This window comes from Dyella sp. AD56, assembly GCF_002878475.1.
Lineage (GTDB): Bacteria > Pseudomonadota > Gammaproteobacteria > Xanthomonadales > Rhodanobacteraceae > Dyella.
Genome location: NZ_NRDP01000007.1, coordinates 1 through 22,819 on the forward strand (window position 1 = coordinate 1; position 22,819 = coordinate 22,819).

20 protein-coding genes and 1 pseudogene are annotated in these 22,819 nt (G+C 59.3%); 14 read left to right on the forward strand and 7 right to left on the reverse strand.

Features of this window, described 5'->3' with window-relative positions; genetic code table 11:
* Together DyAD56_RS06100 and DyAD56_RS06105 are read left to right on the forward strand one after the other, a co-directional pair.
* A partial coding sequence (locus tag DyAD56_RS06100; RefSeq protein WP_146010446.1) for an integrase core domain-containing protein occupies positions 1-225 on the forward strand: 225 nt, incomplete at its 5' end.
* Positions 226-274: 49 nt separating this feature from the next.
* Positions 275-946, forward strand: coding sequence for a hypothetical protein (locus tag DyAD56_RS06105; protein ID WP_102301869.1), 672 nt, complete (start codon positions 275-277; stop codon positions 944-946).
* Between the two features lie 70 nt (positions 947-1,016).
* Here DyAD56_RS06105 and DyAD56_RS06110 read toward each other — a convergent pair whose 3' ends face one another.
* From DyAD56_RS06110 to DyAD56_RS06125, 4 genes are all read right to left on the reverse strand, one after another.
* Positions 1,017-1,865 (reverse strand): alpha/beta hydrolase, encoded by an 849-nt coding sequence (locus DyAD56_RS06110; RefSeq protein ID WP_102301870.1) that lies wholly within the window; start codon positions 1,863-1,865, stop codon positions 1,017-1,019.
* A 386-nt stretch (positions 1,866-2,251) separates the two neighbouring features.
* On the reverse strand, positions 2,252-2,587 hold the full coding sequence (locus DyAD56_RS06115; RefSeq protein WP_102301871.1) for a lysozyme inhibitor LprI family protein: 336 nt from the start codon (positions 2,585-2,587) through the stop codon (positions 2,252-2,254).
* Positions 2,588-2,826: 239 nt separating this feature from the next.
* Positions 2,827-4,110, reverse strand: a complete 1,284-nt coding sequence (locus DyAD56_RS06120; protein ID WP_102301872.1) for a peptidoglycan-binding protein — start codon at positions 4,108-4,110, stop codon at positions 2,827-2,829.
* 34 nt (positions 4,111-4,144) lie between these two features.
* Positions 4,145-5,008, reverse strand: coding sequence for a DUF4189 domain-containing protein (locus DyAD56_RS06125; RefSeq protein ID WP_158241267.1), 864 nt, complete (start codon positions 5,006-5,008; stop codon positions 4,145-4,147).
* A 288-nt stretch (positions 5,009-5,296) separates the two neighbouring features.
* Here DyAD56_RS06125 and DyAD56_RS06130 point away from each other — a divergent pair, with 288 nt between their 5' ends.
* The 4 genes from DyAD56_RS06130 to DyAD56_RS06145 all read left to right on the forward strand — a co-directional run bounded on the left by DyAD56_RS06130 (position 5,297) and on the right by DyAD56_RS06145 (position 12,216).
* Positions 5,297-6,106, forward strand: coding sequence for a hypothetical protein (locus DyAD56_RS06130; RefSeq protein ID WP_199178898.1), 810 nt, complete (start codon positions 5,297-5,299; stop codon positions 6,104-6,106).
* A gap of 10 nt (positions 6,107-6,116) precedes the next feature.
* Entirely contained in the window at positions 6,117-6,500 is a 384-nt protein-coding gene (locus DyAD56_RS06135; RefSeq protein WP_102301874.1) for a hypothetical protein, read from the forward strand.
* A 921-nt stretch (positions 6,501-7,421) separates the two neighbouring features.
* A complete protein-coding gene (locus DyAD56_RS06140) occupies positions 7,422-10,244 on the forward strand; it encodes a TonB-dependent receptor (RefSeq protein ID WP_233202308.1) in 2,823 nt (940 codons plus the stop codon).
* Between the two features lie 517 nt (positions 10,245-10,761).
* Positions 10,762-12,216 (forward strand): carbohydrate-binding protein, encoded by a 1,455-nt coding sequence (locus tag DyAD56_RS06145; RefSeq protein ID WP_102302148.1) that lies wholly within the window; start codon positions 10,762-10,764, stop codon positions 12,214-12,216.
* A gap of 95 nt (positions 12,217-12,311) precedes the next feature.
* On the opposite strand, the gene DyAD56_RS06150 is transcribed toward DyAD56_RS06145, so the two are convergent.
* Positions 12,312-14,336, reverse strand: a complete 2,025-nt coding sequence (locus DyAD56_RS06150) for a site-specific recombinase (protein WP_158241269.1) — start codon at positions 14,334-14,336, stop codon at positions 12,312-12,314.
* Between the two features lie 263 nt (positions 14,337-14,599).
* Between DyAD56_RS06150 and DyAD56_RS24220 the strand changes: the two are divergent.
* Positions 14,600-14,824: pseudogene (locus DyAD56_RS24220) on the forward strand (integrase core domain-containing protein); the annotation flags it as partial.
* A 171-nt stretch (positions 14,825-14,995) separates the two neighbouring features.
* On the forward strand, positions 14,996-15,685 hold the full coding sequence (locus tag DyAD56_RS06155) for a CDGSH iron-sulfur domain-containing protein (protein ID WP_102301877.1): 690 nt from the start codon (positions 14,996-14,998) through the stop codon (positions 15,683-15,685).
* 42 nt (positions 15,686-15,727) lie between these two features.
* On the opposite strand, the gene DyAD56_RS23850 is transcribed toward DyAD56_RS06155, so the two are convergent.
* Positions 15,728-15,874, reverse strand: coding sequence for a hypothetical protein (locus tag DyAD56_RS23850; protein ID WP_158241270.1), 147 nt, complete (start codon positions 15,872-15,874; stop codon positions 15,728-15,730).
* Between the two features lie 406 nt (positions 15,875-16,280).
* Between DyAD56_RS23850 and DyAD56_RS06160 the strand changes: the two genes are divergently transcribed.
* From DyAD56_RS06160 to DyAD56_RS06170, 3 genes are all read left to right on the forward strand, one after another.
* Entirely contained in the window at positions 16,281-17,408 is a 1,128-nt protein-coding gene (locus DyAD56_RS06160) for an acyltransferase (RefSeq protein WP_158241271.1), read from the forward strand.
* Between the two features lie 199 nt (positions 17,409-17,607).
* Positions 17,608-18,012, forward strand: coding sequence for a hypothetical protein (locus tag DyAD56_RS06165; RefSeq protein ID WP_102301879.1), 405 nt, complete (start codon positions 17,608-17,610; stop codon positions 18,010-18,012).
* 191 nt (positions 18,013-18,203) lie between these two features.
* Entirely contained in the window at positions 18,204-19,034 is an 831-nt protein-coding gene (locus tag DyAD56_RS06170) for an SGNH/GDSL hydrolase family protein (protein ID WP_146010447.1), read from the forward strand.
* Positions 19,035-19,143: 109 nt separating this feature from the next.
* Here the strand turns inward: DyAD56_RS06170 and DyAD56_RS06175 are convergent, their stop codons facing one another.
* Entirely contained in the window at positions 19,144-20,106 is a 963-nt protein-coding gene (locus tag DyAD56_RS06175) for a prolyl oligopeptidase family serine peptidase (RefSeq protein WP_158241272.1), read from the reverse strand.
* Positions 20,107-20,317: 211 nt separating this feature from the next.
* Between DyAD56_RS06175 and DyAD56_RS06180 the strand changes: the two genes are divergently transcribed.
* The 3 genes from DyAD56_RS06180 (at position 20,318) to DyAD56_RS06190 (ending at position 22,816) form a co-directional block, all read left to right on the forward strand.
* Entirely contained in the window at positions 20,318-21,055 is a 738-nt protein-coding gene (locus tag DyAD56_RS06180) for a polysaccharide lyase family 7 protein (protein WP_158241273.1), read from the forward strand.
* A gap of 167 nt (positions 21,056-21,222) precedes the next feature.
* Positions 21,223-22,464: a molybdopterin-dependent oxidoreductase gene (locus DyAD56_RS06185; RefSeq protein ID WP_102301883.1), complete on the forward strand. Its 1,242-nt coding sequence runs from the start codon at positions 21,223-21,225 to the stop codon at positions 22,462-22,464.
* Positions 22,457-22,816: a cytochrome c gene (locus tag DyAD56_RS06190; protein ID WP_146010448.1), complete on the forward strand. Its 360-nt coding sequence runs from the start codon at positions 22,457-22,459 to the stop codon at positions 22,814-22,816. The genes DyAD56_RS06185 and DyAD56_RS06190 overlap by 8 nt, the downstream gene beginning before the upstream one ends.
* Positions 22,817-22,819 lie beyond the last annotated feature (3 nt).

The following is a 22,819-nucleotide window of genomic DNA, read 5'->3' on the forward strand; positions in this document are numbered from 1 at the left end:
TATGACAACGCGTTGGCCGAGACCATCAACGGGCTCTACAAGGCCGAGCTGATTCACCGCCGAGCACCATGGAAAACCAGAGAAGCGGTGGAACTGGCCACGCTCGAATGGGTGTCATGGTTCAACCACCAACGCTTACTCGAACCCATCGGGTATATTCCACCCGCCGAGGCCGAAGCTAACTACTACCGTCAGCTGGCTTCCGACTTGGTGCAGGCCGCATGATCACTTAAACCAAATAGCCTCCGCGAAAACCGGGGCGATTCAGTGTGCGGTGGCGGGTGCCTTCAGCTCTGTGCTCGATTACCTCAAAGGGGAGCACAACCCGCGCATCACCATTTCGGTGGAGGTCAAGCCAGACCTGGAAGGGCTAGTTTCGAATTCGGCGCCGCTGATCGAAACCCACCTGACGCCCAAACCCACCGGCAATCTGGTGGATGTCTCGCCGGATGGGCCCGATAGCGTGGTGAAGGTGAATGTGGCCAAGCTGGGGGACTATCTGCAGCAGCTGAAAACCGACAACGACCAGTTGCATGCACAAGTCACCACCAATGCTGTGGCCAACAGCGACCGGGCGAAGTTGTTCGCGGCGATAGTCCCCACGCCACCCTCTGTGAAGAGCAGCATCGATAAAGTGTTTGCCTCGGCGCAGCCCTCCGCCGCAGCGGACACGGTCTGTCGTGAGCGCAATCAGGCGCAATGCGGCTGGGCCAAGCTGGCCACGGGTGATGTCCAGGCAGCGAGCGCATCGTTCACGGAGGCCGTGTCCGACAGCTCGCTTCCACACGACCAGGTGGCATCGGCCACGAGTGGGCTCGGCTACACAAAGCTCACCGAAGGCAAGACTGCCGAGGCGGCGTCACTGATCAAACAGGCTGCCGCTGCCGGAGACCTTGGCGCTACCAAGCAACTCAATGCGGTCCAAGAGCCCAGCAAGTCAAAATAGGCGTTGGCGCGGCCAAGGAACCCCGAGTCAGAGTGCGCTTTTTTCACCGCTGCGTAGCGAGAAGCCGCCTTCAGCGCACCTGTCCCACGCTTGCGCCCGTGAACCCCTGCGCCACCATCCACGCATAAAACGCATCGATCCACTTATCGCTGGTAGTGCCCTGCAGCTTCATGCCAAAGCCATGCCCGCCAGCGCTGTAGATATGCGCTTCGGGCTTGTTGCCCGCAGCAAGCAATGCAGCGTAGAACTTGGCGACATCATCCCGCGCGACTGGATCGTCCTGAGCCCAGGCCATGAACACCGGTGGCAACTTGGCGGGGATGCTGGGCATGCGTCCGAACGGTGCGCCGTAGATGAGTGCGGCGAAGTCGGGGCGGGTGCTGGCGTCGTCTTGTAGTAGCACTTCGCTCGCCAGCATGCCGCCAGCGGAGAAACCGACGATGCCCACTTTGTCGGGCGCCACATGCCATTCGGCGGCGTGCAGGCGGACGAGCTTGATGGCCTGGATGCCATCGGCGATGCCGTACTTCGCTGCCGCATCCATATCCATGTTGGCTGGAATACCGGGCTGGCGCTTTTCCATGGTGCGGTACTTGAGCACGAAGGCGGCGATGCCCTTGCTTTGCAGCCAGCGCGCAACGTCGTTGCCTTCCCGGTCGATGGCCAGCGCCACAACCGCGCCACCGGGTGCGATAACCACACCTGCGCCCGTGGCTTTGCCGGGCTCCGGCAGATAAGCGGTGAGGGTCGGCTCGACAACGTTGATGATCACCGTGCCGACCGGCGTGTTCTTCTCCACCTGTTCCTTCTGCGTCCAGTGCTCTGAGCCCGGCGCCACGCCGGGCCACAGCTTCACGGTTTGCGCGTGGCTGGCCAGGGCTGCCAGTAGCATCAGCACGAGGGTGGGAAGTCGCCACATAGCGTTGCTCTCCGATCATGCGGGTAAGCAGGTGGCCGTCATTGTTTCCCGCGCGTGTGTTTGCAGCGTGATCCCGTAGGACGCCGAAACGGGGCGAGTGCACTTTGTGGAAGACGGCTCAGCCGTTGCCTTGTCGTGGCAATGGGATGCGCTGAGCCCAGAAAAGGAAATGGGCGGCCCTTGCGTGGCCGCCCATCTGTCCATCCAGCCATGTTCAGTAGGCTGTTGGTGCTCCGCCAGCAGGGCGGTCGCTTGCTCTAGGGGGTCATCTATATGACTCAGGAGCAGGGTCAGATTAAGCGATCAATTGTTGTATCCCCATCAGGGGAATCTTTAGAAGTTGTGAAAATCGGGCGGTAGTAGAAAAAAGCTGCGGTCGCAGCGGACTACTCGGCAAGCCGTGCCCTCAATTCGAGCAGATTCGCCTGTCGTCCTGATTCTTCGACTCTGCACGTGGGTGCCTGGTACTCGGGAATCTGCAATCCATCGATGGTATTGGCGCAGCGGTTGTTGCGGAACTGTATCCAGCGGAGTTCTTCTGCTTTGAGCTTGGCCTGACGCTCGGGATCCAGCCTCACCATGAGTGCGGCATAAGCGTCGTTGAGGCGCTTGTCCTGGTAAACGAGCTCCGCTCGCGCGCACGCCACTATGGCGGCAGTATCGTCGCTGGCTTTGCTCAAGCAAGCGCCGTAGCTAGGGCGCAGGCCGTATACATGGGACATGTCGGCGCCATAGGTGTCTGCCGCCGCCTAGGGGCTGAGCATGACGGCGGGGATCAGCAATGCACAGAGTAGAAGTGTGGGTACGGGTATCTCTTCCATGATGGTGAACGTGGCTGGACCTTACTGGCAGGCTCGCGCGCGGACAATCGGCGTGGAGATGCACAGAAGGGCAAGAAGAGGGCAGAGTGCTTTCTCCGAGAGAAATGCGCTCCGCCCGCTTCGCCGCGTAGGTGTTCCCGTTACAAGCTGGGCCCGGCCACGTGCTGCTGGGCAGTGAGATTCTGGTTCAACGACGGGGCTATCGGCGTTGCGCTCATCTGCGCGGCGGCTTGCTGGCTGCTCTGGTCGAGCGGTGTCTGGATGGCGTCCATCACGTTGACGCTGGCGTACTGCTTGAACGGCGAGCTGAGCGGGCCCTGCACGGCAAACCCGCGGCTCGCATCGTCCGATAGCACCACGTGATCGATCTGGTTCATGCCTGCGCCAAGAGCGGCGGCGGTGAGGCTGCCAGCAAACATCTGCGTGTGTGCGCCGGAGGCGCGGCCCTGCGTTTCATCCAGGCGCGCCACGCACTGGTAGGCCTGCTGGTACATGCCATGCGCGGGGTGTTGCGCGTCGAGCAGGCTGGGCGTGTGGGTCTGCGCGAGATCCTTGGCCTGCGTGATGGCGGCGAGCGTGGCCGGTCCGGCAACGCCATCCGGCTTCAGGCCGTGGGCGAGCTGGAAGGTTTCCACGGCTTCGTGCGTGCGCTGGCCAAAGTGCTGGTCGGGCTTGATGGCGTGGCCGTCTCGCGAGGTCATGCCGAGTGCGGCCAGATCCTGTTGCAAGTGGCCGACGGTCGCGCCTTGATCGCCTTGGCGAAGGGCGTGCGTGTGCGTATGGGTTGCCGTCGCGTTTGTGCTGTGGGCCGGCGCCTTGGTGTGGGCATGGGGGCCCAGCGCTGCGCGCAGTTGTTCTTCATTGAGCGGCGGGGTTTTCTCGACCGTGCCGGCTTTCCAGGATTCGGCCTTGGATACGCCGTCGGCCAGCGCGTTGAGCTCATCCGTGCTCATCTGCTTCACCTTCTTGCCATGAAGATCGAAGCCTTCGGCAGCTGCGGTGTTGTAGATGGTCTTTATCTGGTTGTCGTGGTGCGCTTCACCGCTGTAATCCTTGGTGGAATAGGACTTGACCAGTTCGTCGACCGTCTTGTCGCCCATTCGGTGGAGCAGGAGAGACTTCTGCGCTTCGCGGCCGGCTTCGTAGCTTTCGAAGACGGCGTTGCCCCACTGGTCCAGGGCGACGACACCCTTGTAGTTCGTCTGCGCGCTGTGCAGTGCCTCTTCCTTGGTGCGTGGAAGGCGGTTCTCCGGCGTGTCGACGCTATCTTTAAAACCGAACTTGAGGTTGCCAGGGTTGTTGTTGCGCCAGGCCACCGTGCCATCCCGTGCGGTGAGCCAGCTACCGTCTTCCAGTTCGTACACGCGGGTCATACCCTGCGTGGCGATCAGTTTGTCGATCTTCTTGTCTGACACGACGTCCATGTTTGTCTCCTTGATTGATGACGACCATCAGCCGTCAAAGAATGCCTTTGCTGCAATCCGTCCTGACTTCCTTGCAGGCGTTGCCACCGCCCGCCTTGCATGCGGCCATGGCCTTGGCGACAGCGTCGGCTTTCGCCTCGTGGTCGGCAACGCCAGCACCGAATGATTTACCGCTGCTGTCGCGCACGAGCGACATGCAGCCGTCCTGTTGCTGGACCAGAACGCGGCAACCTGGGCCCTGGCAGTCTTCGGTGATGCTCTTCTGGAGTTGCTGCAACGTGGTCGCGCCGTGCTCGAACGCAAACTTCCCAGTCGCGTCGTTCACAGCCAGAGCGGAGTAGTAGGTAGGCACACTCCAATGGCCATCCATGTCCTGAACCAAGCCGGATGCGGGAATGGCCAGCTTTTCCCGGCGCGGATCGCCTTCGCCTGCCTCGTACGTGTCGCGCGTCGCCTTGGTTACGTACCACTTGCCTTGCTTCTGCACGAAGTCGAACGTGGTGGTCGATGGCATCTCGCCGCTGTCGAACTGATCAATGTGCACGTGGCCAACCGATACCTCGACATGGTCCGGGTAGAACTGGTCATCGTGGTACTGGCTGCATGTCGAGCAGGCGATGAGTTTGTCGCTGGTGACTTCAGGGGCGAACTTGCCGTTGGTGTTGCCGAACAGGGTGAGCTGCCGATGGCGCACGCCATCCTTGTCGGGCGCGGTTTCGTAGACGGCGGCTGCGGTCGCGCCTGCCTGCGTGCCGCTGGCCTTGAACGACAGTAGGGTCATCCCCGCGGGTGCGGCGGCGGCAACTTCGGCGGGCGCCTGTGGCGGTGTACCGGCCCAGGCCAGCCCGGCGGCGGCCAGGGCGATGGCGGTGGTCAGGGCGCTAAGCGCGAATTTCATCGACACGATTCCTTCTGTGAGCCGCGTGGCCCGGGGCGGCACGTGGCAAATCGTTGGGGGCGGGTACGGGTCCTGCCATCGGGTTCCTTTGAGCACCTTAAAGGGCTGGATCAAAACCCCGTGTAAGATTTTTCTGACGCAGCCTGTAGGTTGACGCATTTCACGTTGTGGGTTCAGCCAAGGGCTGGGTTGCTGTACAAAAAGGGGGCAGAGTGCTTTCCCCTGGCCGCCGTTGGGTTGAGCGAGGTTGGAGCCAGGTCATTTCTTCGGTACGGAGGCTGAAGACCCATGTTCGGATGGTTTCGCAAAGGAACGCTTCTAGGCAGCGAACTCACCCATTGGCAGTTCGACTGCTTTGGATGGCTGCTGCGGCACACCGGCGGGCTGGATGCTCTCAGGCAGCGCCCGTTGGTTCAGCCCACGCCACAGTTTTTCCCCGAGCGAGGTTTGCAGGGGCATGCGATGGCAGAGGCGATCTTCGCGCGCGTGCGGGAGTACGCGGGCATGGCAGATTGGCCATGCGTGTTGCAGGCACAGGAGGCGGATCCCAATCCTGTCGTGGCCCCCGCATTGCTGGTCAAGGGCAGCCCGTCATCGCCGGCAGGCACGTTTCGCGCCACGGAGGACGGGGCGCTGATCACCTATCACCCGAATCGCGTGCGTGACCCCATGAGCCTCGTCGCGACGTTCGCACACGAGCTGGCGCATTACCGCACGGCCGGGTGTCCTGAGCCGCCACCGGGTGGCTGGGATGTATGGGAGCACGCGACGGACCTGGCTGCTGTCTTCCTCGGCTTCGGCCTGTTCCTCGCCAACTCGCGCTTCAGCTTTTCGCAGTTCTCCGACGGACAGACCATGGGCTGGCAGTGGCGTCAGCAGGGCTATCTGTCCGAGCCGGAGATCCTGCATATGCACGCCATTCGCTGCGTGTTGCTGGGCACACCCGCACGCGAAACACTGGATCATCTGAAGCCGGCTTTGCGTGGTATCTACAAGCGCGTGCAGCGTGAGGTGGAACGATCAACCGCGGAGCTGGATCGCTTGAGAGCATCGGTATCTGGCCTGCAGAGCGCAGAACCTGCACCGGTGCCTACGTAGCGTATCGTCCGTGACGGAATATGGGTACATCCTGGGCTTTGCACTGGTCGTCGTGCTGGGGCCTATCTTCGCTTTCTTTATAAGCCTCGGTGGTGATGACGACACACTGGCTCGTTCGTTTGCGGATCAAACCGTCAGTGTGGGTGGTCAGCAACTTCCGGCGAGCAAGTTGGAGGTGATCTATAGACCACCCACCATGCAAGAGCGCTACGGCTGCAATGCCTCCTGGATATGCCGAACCACCGATGGGGCCTACCTGCTGGCCATGGCGCAAGGTGAAGTCAAACGCGGTGTCATGGTTGTCACCTGGACGTGGCGACAACTTACTGAGCAGCGTGCGCGACGAGCCATGGTGAATGATCAGCCAGCCTATCGTGCCGCGTTCCACGATTAACAGCTAAACGTCCCCGCTTCATACCGAAGTGGGGCGGACGGCACGCTCCATCGATCGTCTGAGTACATCATCAGGCTCACTTAAATCCACCGCTGTGGTGATCCTGAAGCGTTCTTTGTCGCGAAGATCGCATCGAAGCAGTACTCCAACGTGCCGTCGATGTTGCACTAGTACAACTCACTAACTTGGTCTCCGCGCATCGTGCGGATGATGTTCTGTGGGCCGTCCTGCTGGAGGCATTGATACACCATCGTGCAGTTCGCATGCGACATGCGGAAGCAAGTACCACTTGCGCAACGATGCTCAGGATTCACCACACCACATTGAGCACCCGAACAGCATTAGCTTGCGACCGGATTGCTCGTTCATCATGTTTTCTTCCGAAAGATGAAGTTGGATTCGCTTTTCTGCTGCGCCGCAACCCTTCAACTTATGCCGTGATTTAAGGCATTTCATCGACACTTCGACTGCGCGATTGTTTGTGGTCGAGTCGAAAATACTTGCTTGGTGAAGTTACGTGAATCTCTCGTTATTGTTCGGTCTCCCGACTGAAGTCAATTGCTGAATTTCCAATCTTCAGTGCGGTGTGACCGTGGACAAAACGAAGCTTGCGCTAACTTTACGACAAGGGGAGTTGTCATGAAGCCGCAGAACCGAAAGCTGTTGTCAGTTTTGATCTGCAGCGTTCTTGCAGGGACGCTGGGTTTACCTGATTCTGTTCGTGCACAAACGGCAGCACCCAGTGGTGGGGCGTCTACGCCTACGCCAACTCCGCAACAGCAAAGCGATACATCACAACAAGCCGTAACGCCTGCTGCTCAAAATCAAAGTCAGGCAGCGACGCCAGCGAACCCGCAGAAAGCGCAAACGCTGAAAGCCGTGCAGGTCACTGGCTCGCTGATCCGCGGCGTGGATACGGAAATGGCGCAACCCGTCGTTACCATCACCGCTCAGGATATTCAGCGGCAGGGCTTTGCGACCGTCGGCCAGTTCCTGGCGAACCTTACGTCCGCGTCTACACCCGACATCAGCAAGTCCGACCCGGATGAAGCCGGTCCAGACGTAGGTGGCACGTATGTCGACCTGCGCAATCTCGGCGCTCAGCGCACACTGGTACTGCTCGACGGCAAGCGTCTGGGTACATCCTTCGATGGCTTCACCAACCTGGACACCATTCCCACCTCCATCATTGATCACATCGATGTGCTGGCGGACGGCGCATCTGCGACCTATGGTTCGGACGCGATCGCGGGCGTGGTGAACATCATCACCAAAAAGGATTTCAACGGCGCCGAACTCGACACCTACAACGGCCAGTACATTCCTGGTGGCGATGGCAAACAAGGGCAGTACGGTGTCACCTTTGGCAAGAGCTATTCGCGCGGGTCGATTATGTTTTCAGCGCAATACCAGGACCAGGATTCCATCGGTGCAGGTAGGCGCCCCTATAGCGAATACCCGCTAACTGACAAATTTCCGTTGAACGGACTCGCTTACCTCGGTCCTTACGGGCAGTTCTACGACAGTAACGGCAATCTCAACATACTCAATGCCGGTGGTGATCCACGAAACATCAACGACTACCATTTCCAGCAACTGCCGACTTACGCTGCCAATGGCGTCGTGACCAATCCGGGCGATACCTACAACCTCAATCCCCCGAACACTTTGCTCAGTGCCACAAACATGAAGAACCTGTTTGTGCAGGGGCATTACGACATTTTGCAGAACCTCACGGCGACGTTTACCGCGAGTTACAACGAGCAGGGCAATACCGATCAGTTGGCAGGCTTTCCGCTTTCCACCAGCGGCCTGTTCTCGATCCAGCAACCGCAGTACGACAACCTGATGTTGTCGGGGCAGAGCTACTACAACCCCACCAATGCACCGGGGCAGACGCCGACTGATGTGGCTTTCCAGCGCTACGTCGGTGAGTTGTCGCGCCTATCCATCAACAAGGTCGAAAACTTCCGTTTTAGCCTTGGGCTAGAGGGCTACTTTGGTATCGGCGACCATTCGTTCAACTGGGATGCCTACTACTACAACACCCGCTACGAAGGCACCATTACCGAAACCGGTAATTTCTCTCTCCCCAATCTTCAGAACGCGCTAGGCCCGTCGTTCATGGGGTCCAATGGCACCGTGCAGTGCGGAACGCCAGGCAGTGTCATCGCAGGCTGCGTGCCGCTGAATGCTCTGGCGGGGCCGGGTGGTTACACGCAGTCGATGTTGAACTACATCGCTGTTAACGGTTACGAGCATTACGGCAGTTCGGAAAAAGGGCCGCAGGTCGACTTGAGCGGTAACATCTATGAACTGCCTGCCGGTGACCTGACCTTTGCGGTAGGTGCTTCGCACCGTTCCGTGTCCGGCTACGACACGCCAGATGTACCATCCTCTGAAGGCTATACCACCAACCTTGCCGGTGCGCCTACGGAGGGCGGCTACAGCGTGAACGAGACGTGGGCCGAAATAAACATACCCATCCTCAAGGACATGCTGCTGGCGCAGTCGTTGAACCTCGATATCGCGGGCCGCTATTCGCGGTACAACAATTTCGGCAGCACGTTCAACAGCCAGTACAAGCTGACCTGGAAACCCATTGATGACCTTATGGTCCGCGGTAGCTATGGCACGGGCTTTCGCGCGCCTACGGTCGGCGACCTGTTCGGCGGTGTTTCGACGACGTATCCGGGCTACAACGACCCCTGCGACGTGACCTACGGCCTCGCCCGCTACAACGCTACCGTAGCCAAGAACTGCGCCAATGGTGTCGGCGGACAACCCGCATTGAATCAGACGGCGTTGAACGCGGCCGGTCTGGGTAACGAGTTCCCCAATGGCTTCATGCAAGAGGCGGCACCTCAAGTGCCCGTCACCTCGCCGGGTGGCGCACCGGTCTACGCACCGTTCACCCAGGGCGGCAATCCCAATCTCAAGCCGGAAAAATCCAAGAGTTCGGAGATCGGCCTTGTCTACAGTCCTAGCTATCTCACGGGCTTGAACGTCACGGTCGATCATTTCAGATACATCGTGCGTAACATCATTTCCGGCATCAGCCCCAACGAAGTGCTCAACAATTGCTATGAGCTGGCTATTGCTTCCGACTGCGCCCAGTTCCAACGTACGGCGGCGGATAACTACCAGGTGAGTAGCCTGTTCTCCGGCGAAGAGAACCAAGGCTATCTGGATGTCGCCGGTTACGATGTCGATCTTTCCTACAAGTTGCCAAAGTTCTCCTTTGGCCAGTTCACGCTCGACTCCAAATCCACCTACTACTCGCATGACAACACTGAGCAATATGCCGGTGTGCCGGTGAGCCACAACACCGGCTTCAGCTCTTACTGGCGCCTGCGCTCCAACTTCACTATGGGCTGGGAGTATCAAGACTTCGGGGCGCAGTGGACCATGCGGTACTACTCGCCGTTGAAGGAGCCCTGCTACAACGCGCAGGATTCCGCTTTCCCGTGCACCATGCCCAACTACTACCTGCCCGGTGTGGGTATTACGCCCATCACGCAGATTCCATCGATCACGTTCCACGACGTGCAGATCTATTGGAAGGCGCCGTGGAATGCCACCATCGCGCTGGGCGCAAACAACGTCTTCAACCGCGTGGGGCCCTACTTCTACGGTGGCTTTGAAGTCGGCAGTAGCAACAACACCGATTCGATGTACGCCTACAATCCGTCCTATGACTACGGACGTTTTGTCTATCTGCGTTATACCCAGAAGTTTGATTGATCCCGGAAGCCGCAAGAACGGGTCCCTGACCCCAGCTTCCTCTGCCTGAAGGTTTGCGTGCCGCGCGGAATGGCGCGCGGCACGCAACCTTCGCAGGCAGGACAAAGATGACCTGCGCGTCAACGCGCATGAAGCAACGCCTGCTGCACAGGCAGTGTTTCCCCTTTTACTTCTCCAGGCGCGCCGGCAACGACAGGCCGGCGATGACGCTGCGCGCTATTCACGGGTTTCGCACCTGTCCTCCGCCATGGGAGGCCAGCTTCACGTCTCATAGTCGCCATGGCCACCGATGGCCAACGCTAACCAGTTCACGTTATCAAGTGGACATTATAGACAACGTTGTCATTGCGCCTAAATACTCGCCTTACCTCGAGACCTTGCAGTGGCGCATGGGGATATGCACCGCGACTGCGCTCTCCAGGTGGTTCGGACGCAGTCACGAAATCGACGATGCAGCTCTCCTTACTCGGTTCCATTCAAACCTTGGAGGCAATCCATGCGCGTGAAGAAATCCACAATGCATCCTGTTCTGACGCTGAGCTCCTTGAGCGCCGTGACGAAAGTCGCGCTGACCATAGCGTCGCTTGCCGTTATGCCTCTGCAAGCGGTTCATGCGAGCACCACCTGCGCGGCTGCGTGGAGCGCGGCGACGGTTTACAACACGGGGGATGTCGCCAGTGAAAATGGCATCAACTACCAGGCCAACTGGTGGACCCAGGGCAACGATCCAGCCACCAGTAGCGGGGGATCGGGCAGTGGGCAGCCCTGGACGGTACAGAGTTCATGCGGTGGCTCTACAACACCCCCACCGCCACCACCGCCCGTGATCACGCCAGATACCATCGGCTTCCACTTGCTGTTGGGTAGTGGCACCGCCCAAGACCAGATCGCCCTGACGAGTGGCAATTACACCGACCTCATCCTGTCCAATGTCATCGCGGGCGTGATGTACGGTCACCTAGTGCAGGAATACGACCCAGGCATCCAGTTCGACAAGGACTACTTGTACGGATCGATCTTTGGGCAGTTGCTGCAGGAAAATATCGCGACCGAGTACTACGTCGACACCAGTACGCTTATTGATCCCTCGCCCAATCAGGCGGCGGTCATGGGGGCAGGGCAAGGTGGCCCCTATCAAATCAACAATTACGCCGCCGACATGGTGTCCGGGTCCTATACACCGGCAGGGCACTCGCTGATCAACTACGCCGCGATCCAGAAGAACATCGGCTACACCATGGCGACGGCCGCCACGCAGTACAGCAAGCCGACGCCGCCATCGTTCAACAACAAGTACTACGGGCCGATGTTGACGGCGTACTTCCATTACAACGATTTCGTGTCCCTGATCGTCACCGGCCCGGGACCCGGTGGTTGGGTAACGCCGTGGCAACCGGCATACAACAACGCGCTGGCAAACTTCAAAACGCTGCCAAACAACTTTCTCGATGTGTTGTTGAACGTGGCGTACAACCAGGGCTACTACGGTGGCTTGGTGGGCAGTTACAGCAGCCTGGGCGCAACAGCTACGGCGGCGACCGTGGCATCGGTCAACTCCTATAGCTCGGTATGGGGCGTGCAGGACACCTATCAGCAGTATCCTTATCAGGTTCGCTATTACCTGGATCAGCTGTACAACAACCCGATCCCCACCACCAGCGCGACAACGTTTGCCACACCTGACAACCATGTGGCCTTCAGCGTGGCTACGTTGGAAGGTATCTTCTCCAACGTGTTCCAGACGATTGACTACGTCAACAGCTCGGGCGTGGGGACCTACATCTCCGCCACGCAGGCGAGTACAGCGTTCAATCAGGCATTGACGCAGGCCGGCGTAGCTAGCTCGGCGACGTTGGATCTGGGCAACGCGACGGATCGTGCAGCGACCTTCAGAGTCTTGGAATATGCGATCGGTGACCTGGAGACCAATCTGGGCACACAGTTCAACGCGACGACTAATTCGCAGTTGTAAGCGCTAAGCGAATCTATAGGCGCCGGCCGGAAGGTCGGCGCCTTTTTTGATGCGCCCTGCCGGACGTACCTCCATCATGAAAGCACGGAGGAGTATCAGGTCGTTCCCGCACTATCCAGCTCGATCCCCGCTGCATTCTCTGTGCGACGCGGGGGCAGGAAGAATTCCCGCGTATGCCGGCGAAAACGAAGCAGCAGGCTGCGACGCAGTTGCCCGCGCTTTGGAAGGGACACGTGCCGTGCCCGCAAAGCCACCCACAGCGCCAGAGTAAAACTGACCACGAGATTGGTTATGCCGATAGCGGCAATACCAGCGATGGCTGACCAGAGCACATGTGGGTCAATGGAGAAGTTCAATGCCGAGGCGGCGTACCCAATATTCGCCGACGCGAATGCAACGTGGCGAATGTCCAGCGGAATATCGAGCAGCACGCCGATACCCCAGATGCCGCCCAACATGCAGCCAAAGTAGAAATTGCCGGCCAGCGCTCCCAGGTTATAGCGAACGTAGTTTGCGCATCGCTGAATCTGTCTTTCGCTGAAGACCGCTCTCGGCCACTTCAACTGAAGGATGCGCTCCGGAATGCGGTTGTAGGCGCACAGGTTGTCGTACCAGCCCGCGATTTGCCCAGAGAGGAACAGGCATACGCCCGTAATGGCGGCATAGATGATGGCGCCGGAGAACAGGTTCAGGTCCCCAAGCATGTGCATGGCTTTCTCCTTGCCCACGAACGGTGCCCCGGTAACTCGCGTGATCGCCCAGCTGATCAGCATGGCCGTTGGTACCGCCAACACCACGTTGCCAAGAATCGCGGCGGTTTGACTGCGGATGGTCCGTGCGATGAGCGTGGTCAGCTTCTCAAGGTCGCTGGTGCTTCCGCTGCTCACATCAATCGACGCGGCGATTGCGTTGGCCGTCATGGCTGGCTGCTTCGTCGCCACGCTGAAGCCCAGCATATGAATGAGGACAAAGCCGAAGCCATAGTTGAGCGAGATCGCGATCGCATCGTTCAAGGGCGTCCAATGCTGCTTGCTGAAGATGATCTTGAAGGACGCCATGAAAGCGATGACGAAACCAGCTCCCAGCGCCGACCGCAACAGCGCAAAATAATCTTTTCGGCTCGCCGTAATGTAATGTTCGCCCGCATGGCCGGCATTCTCGGTGACGCGCAGCGCCAGGATCTGAACGTTCTGCCGCATGTACGCACGTAGGTCGTTCCTGCGACATTCCTGGCTGATCAGGGTGGACGCGAGTTGTGCAGCGCGTTCAAGCATACAAGTGTTCGTGCTGTCGGCCCGCATCGACTGTAGAAGGTCGGCCAATGCCTCCACGCGCAACCGGTTCTGCCGAAGCCGCTGAAGCTGAAGTGTCAGGGACAGGCTGGTTCCGTCACGTGCCGCCCGGGCACGAATACGGTCGGCCACGCTATGACACTGGTCGAGCAGCACCAGTAGATGGCGAGCATCCGGAGCGGTCTGGTGATCACCTGCCTGCCAACGTTCAAACTGATCCACGTAGGCCAGCGTTTCCACATTCTGCGCGATGAACGGTGAGGCGAACTTCTCCAGCGAGGTATCCAGTCGAAGCACCTCTGGTTCCAGGCCGATGGATGCAATGCGGTACGACAGTACGCGTAACGCCTCGCCGATCTGCATGACGTGAAACGTATCGCCGGAAATGTCCAGCTCATCGAAGCGCAATGCCTCCAGCAACTTGACCCACGACGCTGTTTCAACACCTTCGACCCAGACATGATCGCTGGCCTTGTGGAACAGCACGGCAACTACGTCACGCAGATAGTGAAGATCGACCGCATCGGGAAGAAGGAAGTTGCGAGACAGGCGACGCAACGTTTCGGAAAAGACATCGTTGCCGGAGAAGATGCCCGCCTCCGTATAAAGTGATAGCGGCTTTCGCTCGGTCAGCAAGCGACAGACCGCACCGCGCAGGTTAGCTCTGAATTCTGTGTTTTGTTCCAGTAGAAAGCACAGCGCGAACATCGATTGCCGGGCCATATTGAGATTGCCCGCCCGCTTGGGGCGGATGCATTCGACCAGCTGTGTAAGAACCACCACAGGATCGGCATCGGCGTTGCCCAGCTTGCGAAGCGTATCTTCCACAACAACTCTCCTTCTCCAGCGTATCCGGGCGCATGCGACGAGCCACGTCGGCTACGTTGCTGTTCCCGTTGGAACAAAACGTGCTGGTTGAGCCGCCATGCTGTTCAGTGGGGCCGGAAGATCCGCCGGCCCCGTTTGGGCGCCAGTGTGTTGGGAATGCCGCCGCATCAGCAGCGGCGATTCAGGACTTTTTGTGTAGTCGAAACGCGCGCGGTGGAAGGACCGGAGCAAGAGTGCACTCCTCACTGATTGCCGCACCGCGCGGTATCCGAGTCGACCACATCCAGACGGGCAAGCCGCAGCGGGACGCCTACGTCGATCGCTACCACCGGAAAATGCACTAGGCATGGCTTGCACGAACCCGGTTCGGCTCGATTGAACAGGTGCAGGACATGGCCACTCGTTGGCCGTGGACTTACAACCACGCGCGCCAGTACATGGCACTCAGTGACATCACGCCGATGCAGACATTGGCCTTGGCCGCTTAGCTTCACTTTTTGGCTGCTGCTAAAAGCGGGGGAGGGATGCGCTTTGAGAACGAGCTTAGATAGTTAGGTTGGTGTAACTGTTATGCTTTTTTGCTCATTTTCACGTCACGATCCCGGGTAGAAGTTCATGGTCAAGAATCAGCGCAGTCCCATGGCGAGAGGGGAAGTGGCATGGCACGGGTAAAAGCGAACATCCAGGTAACCGTTTCCAAGAATGGTCCGTATCTGGTGGTAGGCGATATCGCGCTCGCGAAGCAAACCATCGTTGCCGATGCCGAGGGTGGTTCGGAAGCCTGGAAGGAAGGCCCGCCGATCGATCACGCCGCCACGTACGCACTGTGTCGGTGTGGTGCGTCGCAGTCGAAACCGTTCTGCGATGGCTCGCACCAGAAAGTCGGCTTTGATGGGACGGAGCGCGCGAGCCGGCAGTCGTATCTCGATCAGGCGAAGGTGATGAACGGTCCGTTGCATGCGCTCACGGACGCAGAAAGCCTTTGCGCGTTTGCTCGCTTCTGCGACCCGCATGGACAGGTCTGGAGTCAGGTGGCTTCGACGGACGATCCGCAAGTGCGCGCCAACTTTATCCGCCAGGTCAACCAGTGTCCGTCAGGGCGTTTGGTGGCTTGGGACAGCGCGACCGGTGAGTCCGTCGAAACCGAGTTGCCGGTTTCCATTGGCCTTATCGAAGACCCGGTGGAAAAGTGCAGCGGCCCGCTGTGGTTACGCGGGGGTATTCCCGTTGTCTCGGCCGATGGATTCAAGTACGAGGTGCGTAACCGGGTCACGCTCTGCCGATGCGGGCAGTCTAAGAACAAGCCCTTCTGCGATGGCACGCATGCCGCAGTTCATTTCAGGGATTGATAACCGGATTGCTTCCGAAGCGACGAAGTAGGTGGAGTTCTTCTAAGACAGGCCGGTAAAGCCCACGCCAAACCCAACGACGTAGCCCCAGCGCTGACGTTTGGTCGGTGCCATGGATAGGCTTTCGTGATCAGGTAGTTGATCGATGCGCGTGTTCAGCGCGGCGAAGGTGAGTGTCGCAGAGTCCATAGCTTTCCCCTTGTTCCCGGCAACACTAAGGGGCTGTGGCGCTTTCTTCCATCGCGAAGGATCGTGTGCTTTCTGACGCACACACGGGCTAGAGCTGCTTCACCTTCCCATGAGCATGGTCACGTCGTTGTCGTGCCAGCTCCTTGATGTGCTGAAGCACGCTGACGGTGCCCCCAAGGCTTCGGCCCCTTTGGCGGCGCGGAAATGTGAATGGCAGAAGTGATCCGCCAAGGCCTGGCGGGGTGGCCTATCGGTGAGCGCCAGCCATTCGCAATGTGGGCGGCGCTCCGGCGGCGGCCTGATGAGATGCCCGGCCGGGCCTGCACTGTCTATTACTTACGAAACGCGGCAAAATCATGCGCTTGCATGAAATAACTTGCGTTTGATGGATAGGGAAGTCGTGGCCGTGAAGGGTTTTTTTCGTGTGCGGACGCTAGGCGAGGCGTCTGCCGAGGCGCAAGATAATTTTCTTCTGCTCCGCCTGCTCGCGGCGAGCCTGGTGATTTATGGCCATGGCGCGCCGATCAGCGGCGACTCCAGCAAGATGGACCTGTTCTTGTGGCTGGGCTGGGGCTCGTACTCGGGCGCGCTGGCGGTCAATGCCTTCTTTGTCATCAGCGGCTTCATGATTGCCGGCAGCTATCTGCGCCGCCAGCATCTGCCCAGTTTTCTCTGGGCCCGCCTTTTGCGGATCTACCCGGCGTATCTGTTCTGCCTGGTGGGCTCGGCGTATGTGCTTGGCCCCCTCTTCACTAGCCTGCCGCTCGCGGACTATCTCCGTGACCATAAGGTGCTGTACTACGTCACCAAGAATATTGAGCTTGGCAAGTACCTGGCTTACTACCTTCCCGGTGTTTTCACTGACCAGCAGGTGCACGGTGCGGTCAATGGGTCCATCTGGACGTTGCCGGCGGAAGTGCGGATGTATTTGTGGGTGGGGATCGTCGGGGTTACTGGCATTCTCGGGCGCAAGTATCTGGCCAATGTGCTTATCGTTGCCTTGGTTGTCTGGGGCATCGTCAGGCCCGGTTCGATTCCGTTGGTGCCGCTCGCCGACTTCGTGCAGCCCGCGGGTTACTTCGCTTTGGGCGCGTTCTGTTTCGTCAATCGCTCGTGGGTGTATGTCGGCTGGCCGGTTGCGGCGGTTACGGCGCTGCTCGCATGGTTGGCGCATGGCAGCGTGCTCTACCCCTTTGCGCTGGCGCTTGCCTTGATGAGCTTTGTCTTTGCCTTCGCGTACAACATGCGGTGGTACGGCTATAACAGCTTCGGCGATTACTCATATGGCCTGTACTTGTGGGGTTTCCCCATGCAGCAGGTCGCGGCTCATTGGGTGCCAGGGGCCTCGAGCTTGGTCAATGCGTTTATCGCGTGGCCGCTGGCGTTGACCATGGCTGTCTTCTCCTGGCACGTGATCGAGAAACCGGTGCTCCGTCTCAAGTCGCTGCCGCGCAAGGTCTACACGTGGCTGACCTCCATGGCGGGCCGATATGCACGCCGGCCTGTGCTGAAAACTCGCGAGAGAAAGGCTTAACAGAAGACGAGCATGGCGAGGGCTGGCCAGCATGCGCAGGGAGCGCCTAGCCAAGCTCCCGGTGGATTTTTCCCCAAGTCATTTTCAGGCATTGCAGAAGAAGAGGGCGTCGTTGGCTGGTGCCGCGAACTCGCTTTTGGCTGGCGTATACCTGCCGCTCGCGCCTATGCTGAGCGGCCACGCTTCAGGCTTCCTCCCCATGACCACGACCACACTGTTCCCGTACGCCGGGCTTCTTGATGCGCTGGAGACATCGGGCGATCCGGGCGCGGTGGATGCGAAAGCCGCCACCCTGATTCCCTTGCTGAAGGCCTACAGGGCCACGCTGCAGGCTGCATCGGATACCACGCTGGCAGCGGATGAGCTGCGTCGCTATCAAAAGTACGCTAAGCCGGGAAAGCCCTCGGCGCACATTGTGCAATTGCGCCAGAAGCAGGCGGCGGCGCGGCAGGCGACAAGTATTGCGCGGCAGTCGCTGATCAAGGCCGCGGCGGTCTATGTGCGTGAGGCCGCTATCGACGTGCCGGAACGAATGCCGCTGGACGCCTTCATCACGGGCTGGATCAACGCCAACCTGCCCAAGGATGCGGATACCTCTGCGTAGCGCCTGCATGGCGAGATAGCTGTGTGGCGTGCTTGGTGGGTATCGATGAGCTCCGGCACGGGTACCCCAAGCTTCCGGCACGTGTGCATCCGGCGTCATTCACCCCACCATGAGCACCTGCCAGGCCACCCTACCTCTCCATGGGCGGTGGCTTTCTTTGCCCGGTTCGGTCTTGTCATGCGGAGCATCCCATGCGGCTAGTCCTTGGCTTTCTTGTTGTCCTGTGTGCAGTGGTAGTGGCTCCACGCGCGATGGCCAGCGCGGAGTTCAATCGCCTCTATGTCTTTGGTGACAGCTACTCCGACATGGGGGCCGGCTACCTGGCCGGTAATGGCCCCACCTCCGTGGCGTACATGGCGCAACGGATGAACCTGCCGTTCACGCATTCCAAGGATAAGAACGCCAATAGCGAAAGCATCGATTTCGCAGTGGCGGGTGCGGATACGGGGCTTAATCCCGGCGTGAAAACCAACGGCCTGATGCTGGAAGTGGGCATGATTAATCAGGTGCAGGACTTCGCCGCGCGCGTGCGTGACAAGTCGATCACCTTTGACCCGGACAAGACGCTGTTCTTCATCGCTGGCGGCCTCAACGATGACAAGACGTCCTTGGATGTCTCCGTGGCCCATATCACCCGGCAGATCGAGATACTGAAGTCAGTAGGCGCACGCCATATCGTGTTGGCACGCCTCCCCACCCAGATGTCTGATTTCTCCGAGGCAGCAAAGCGGTTGAACCCCGCCTACGAAAAGCTGGTGCCCGCGTTGCGCCAGAAGCTGGGTATCGATTTGCGTTTCAGCCAGTGGGGTAGTTACTTCGACGAGATCGTCAGTCACCCTGAGGCATACGGCATCGTGAATGCCAAAGATCCTTGCGCCTTCAGTGAGCCACTGGGCGAGAAGAGAGCACCGCCATGCTCCGATCCTAGAAAGTATTTCTATTACTACAGCAGTCATCCATCGAGCTGGGTCAACAAGCTGGTGGGCGACAAGTTGTATGAGGAGCTCGCCGTGCAACGCTGAAGAGCGCGAACAAAGAGCCAGAATGCGTAAGCAATCTGGCTCTTTAGTGCTCTGAGCGGTGCGAAAGGAACCAGGGCATCACCCGCTGATTCCTTTCGCACAAAGCCATTTAGTGTTGAATCGGCGGCTGCGCCATCGCTGCCTGTACATCGGCATCCGTAATCTGGATGTTCGATTGCGGGCCGGTATCCTCGACTACCTTCTTCGCCAGCATTTCTGTCAACGGCGCCAGTGTGCTGAAGTGATCGGCGTGGTTGACGAGATGGAAATGCACCTGGCCATTCTTGGTAGTGCTTTTCATGGCTTCCAGTGACTGCGCCTTGTCGCTCTGGTCGCCCTCAAACACAAACGTAGGGTTCTTGATGTCACTCAGCCAGAGAATGGGTGAGCGCAGGTCAAATTCCCGCTTGTCATTCGTATCGAAAACGAACTGCGTTGCGTTGTGCTTTTCGAAGCGATCGGTGGCGCCGAAGGCGAACACAGCGCGGAATTTGTCCATCGCTTCCGCCGTTAGCATCACCAGCGTGCCGCCGGTGCTGTGGCCGCCCAGGTAGATGCGGTTTGTATCCACGTAGGGCTGGCTGGCGAGATAGTCATAGGCGGCGATGACGTCATCCATCTCGCCGTACTTCGCCTCTTTGGTACCGGTGCCGCTACTACCGCCACGGAAGGTGGGGAACAGGGTGACAATGCCGTGATCGGCGAAGGCAAGGGCGGATTGGTCGTTATCCCATTCGCCATGGACAAGATTGTCCAGGTCGATGGCGTTGCTCCATCCACCCACCACCCAGATGATGGCCGGGTGCTTCTTTCCGTCGCCGGGATCTGCAGAAATGTAAGCGGGCAGGGTCTTGCCCTGTGACGGGTAGGTAATCAGCGCAAAGCCACTGTCCTTCGGCGGTGTCGGCACCTGTCCTTCTTCCGATACCGAACGCACGATGTGCGTGTGGAATTGCTTGTGCTGATCCGCGAAGGGCTCGTTTTGGTGAGCGGCGCCAAGCTCGCTGCCATTCTGGCTGGAACATGCGGCAAGGCCCAAGGCCAGTGTCATGATAAAAAGCGACTTGTTCATAGCATCTCCATGCTGTGGTTGTCTGTGGTCCATCGGTCGGTGAGGCACCTGACAGATTCCCCCTGGATGAATATTGAAGTCAACCCGGCGCCGTCCGCCTCACCCACATCTGCATGAATGCCATCCAACAGCCCGGTCATCCACCGTTGCGACCCAGGCGTTGCTGATCGATCAGGCAATCACGCCATCACCGATGCAAGGAGTCAGCTCGATGCAAGGCAAGAAGCAGTTGGGTCGCTGGGTAGGTGCCGTCGCCATGACTGGTTTGTTGGCGTTGTCAAACGCAGTGCTCGCCGAGGGCGTGTTTTCATCAGGCGCACCTGGCCAGCACTTTGACCTGTCACCCTTCAAGTTGCAGACCCCTGTCGCTCGCGGAGACAGTGTGGAGGAAGTGAAGCAGCCCACGCTGCGTGATTTCTCCAGCGCGTATTTCTATTACGACGCCGACGCCCAAGCGATGGTGTTCAACTGCCCGGACAACGGCGCAAGCACGCGAGGGTCGCATTACCCGCGCTCCGAATTACGCGATACGCGTGAGTGGACATTCTCCGGCCAGCACACCCTGAGCGCCTCGCTGGCCGTGACACAGCAACCAGGCAGTGGCGGCATTATCGTGGGGCAGATTCACGGTGACGGTAAGGGCTCGGAGGCCCTCAAGATCCGCTGGTCGAAGGGCGACATCGTGGTGGGGGTCAAGGCGAGCCCTGGCAGTACAGAGCAGCGTTTTACGCTGGCGCACGGGTTGATGCTGGGCGATCGCATCGACTACCGGATCGCCCAGTCCGACCGCGTGGTGACGGTGACCGTCAATGGCGCGACGCGTTCGTTCACGTACGATCAGAGCTGGGATGGCGGCACGGTTTACTTCAAGGCAGGTAACTATCTGCAGGACAATTCGGCATCGGGGTCGGCCGGTATCGTGAAGTTCTTTGCTCTTTCCAGCCAGTAGCAAGTAGTCGGCGGCGCGCTCCCGATGTCCCCGTAGGCTTCATCGGGTGGCGTTTTTCACGCCTCTTGGACGGGTGGCGGCGGATATGTCATCGAGCATATGTGCGAGCCGCGCTTGTCGCTTTCTTCGTGACACGGAGGGCGGAATCACTGCAAGAGGGAGTCGCGATGAATCAGAAGTGGAACGCCAACGATCCCTCCCGCCGCCGCTTCCTGCGTGCGGCGGGGTGGATGGGTTCGATCGGTGCATTAGGTGGCGCCAAAGCGTTAGCGGCTGATGCGCCGACGGCGCAGCTACCGTTCGCCAATGGGCAGCGCGAGCTGACTCGCGCCTTTCCACAGAAGGGTGAGATGCTGCTGTTGCGAACGCGGCCGCCGATGCTCGAAACGCCGTTCGATGTATTCGACCAAGGCGTATTCACACCGAACAACCGTTTCTTCGTGCGGTGGCATCTGGCCTACATACCCACGCAGATCGATGCAGAAAGCTTCCGCCTGAATGTGCACGGCCAGGTGGACAAGCCGCTCACGCTCAGCCTCAAGCAATTGATGAGCGAGTTCGAAACAGTGGAGATCGCGGCCGTCAATCAGTGCTCGGGTAATTCGCGTGGCTTGTTCCATCCGCGTATAGCTGGCGGGCAGTGGGCCAATGGCGCAATGGGTTGCGCGCGGTGGACGGGGGTGCGTTTGAAGGACATCCTCGACAAAGCCGGCGTGAATGCAGATGCAGTGCAGGTGCGCTTCAAAGGGCTCGACAGTGGTGTTTTGCCGGCAACACCCGATTTCCTGAAGTCGCTGGACATCGATCACGCGAGGGATGGCGAAGTCATGGTGGCGTGGGGCATGAACGATGAGCAGTTGCCGCTACTCAATGGATTCCCGCTGCGCCTGATTGTGCCCGGCTGGTACTCCACCTATTGGGTGAAGATGCTCAGCGATATCGAGGTGTTGGACAAGCCGGATACGAATTTCTGGATGGCCAAGGCGTATCTGATTCCCGACACGCCGCATGCGGCTGTCGTGCCCGGCCAGACGGGCTACAAGAGCGTGCCGATCAACCGTATGGTGCCGCGATCGTTCATTACCAATCTGCGCGATGGTGACAAGGTACTTGCCGGTCATGCGACGCAAGTGCGCGGCATCGCTTTCGGTGGGGACGCCGGTATCGCGAAGGTGCTGTGGTCCGCTGACGGTGGCGCGCACTGGGAGGAATCCACGCTGGAACAAGACCATGGCAAGTACAGCTTCCGTCGCTGGCATGCGAAGTACACGCCCAGCGCCAAGGGTGAGAACACCTTGATGGTGAAGGCGGTGAACACCAACGGCGTCGAGCAACCCGCAGAGGCCAACTGGAATCCGGGCGGCTTCATGCGCAACGTCATCGAATCGGTCAAGGTCCGGGTTGGCTGATATGAACATCAGACATGCGTTCGCTCTGTCGATAATGCTGGCGTTGGGATGGATGCACCCGGCCTGCGCGCAATCGGCGCATCCCGCACCTATCGCGATTCATTCGGTATCGGTGGATTTGCCAGCAAGCCAATCTTCGTTTCCACCGGGTCCTGGTTCGGATATTGCCGGAAAGTGCCTTATCTGCCATTCGGCCGGCATGGTGTTGAAGCAGCCTGCGCTGACGCAAACGGAATGGACGGCGGAGATCAACAAAATGCGGACGGCCTACGGCGCGCCGATCGAGGACAGCGAGGTGGCGGTGTTAAGCGCCTACCTCACCAAGGTCAATGCCGATCAGCAGGGCAAATGAACG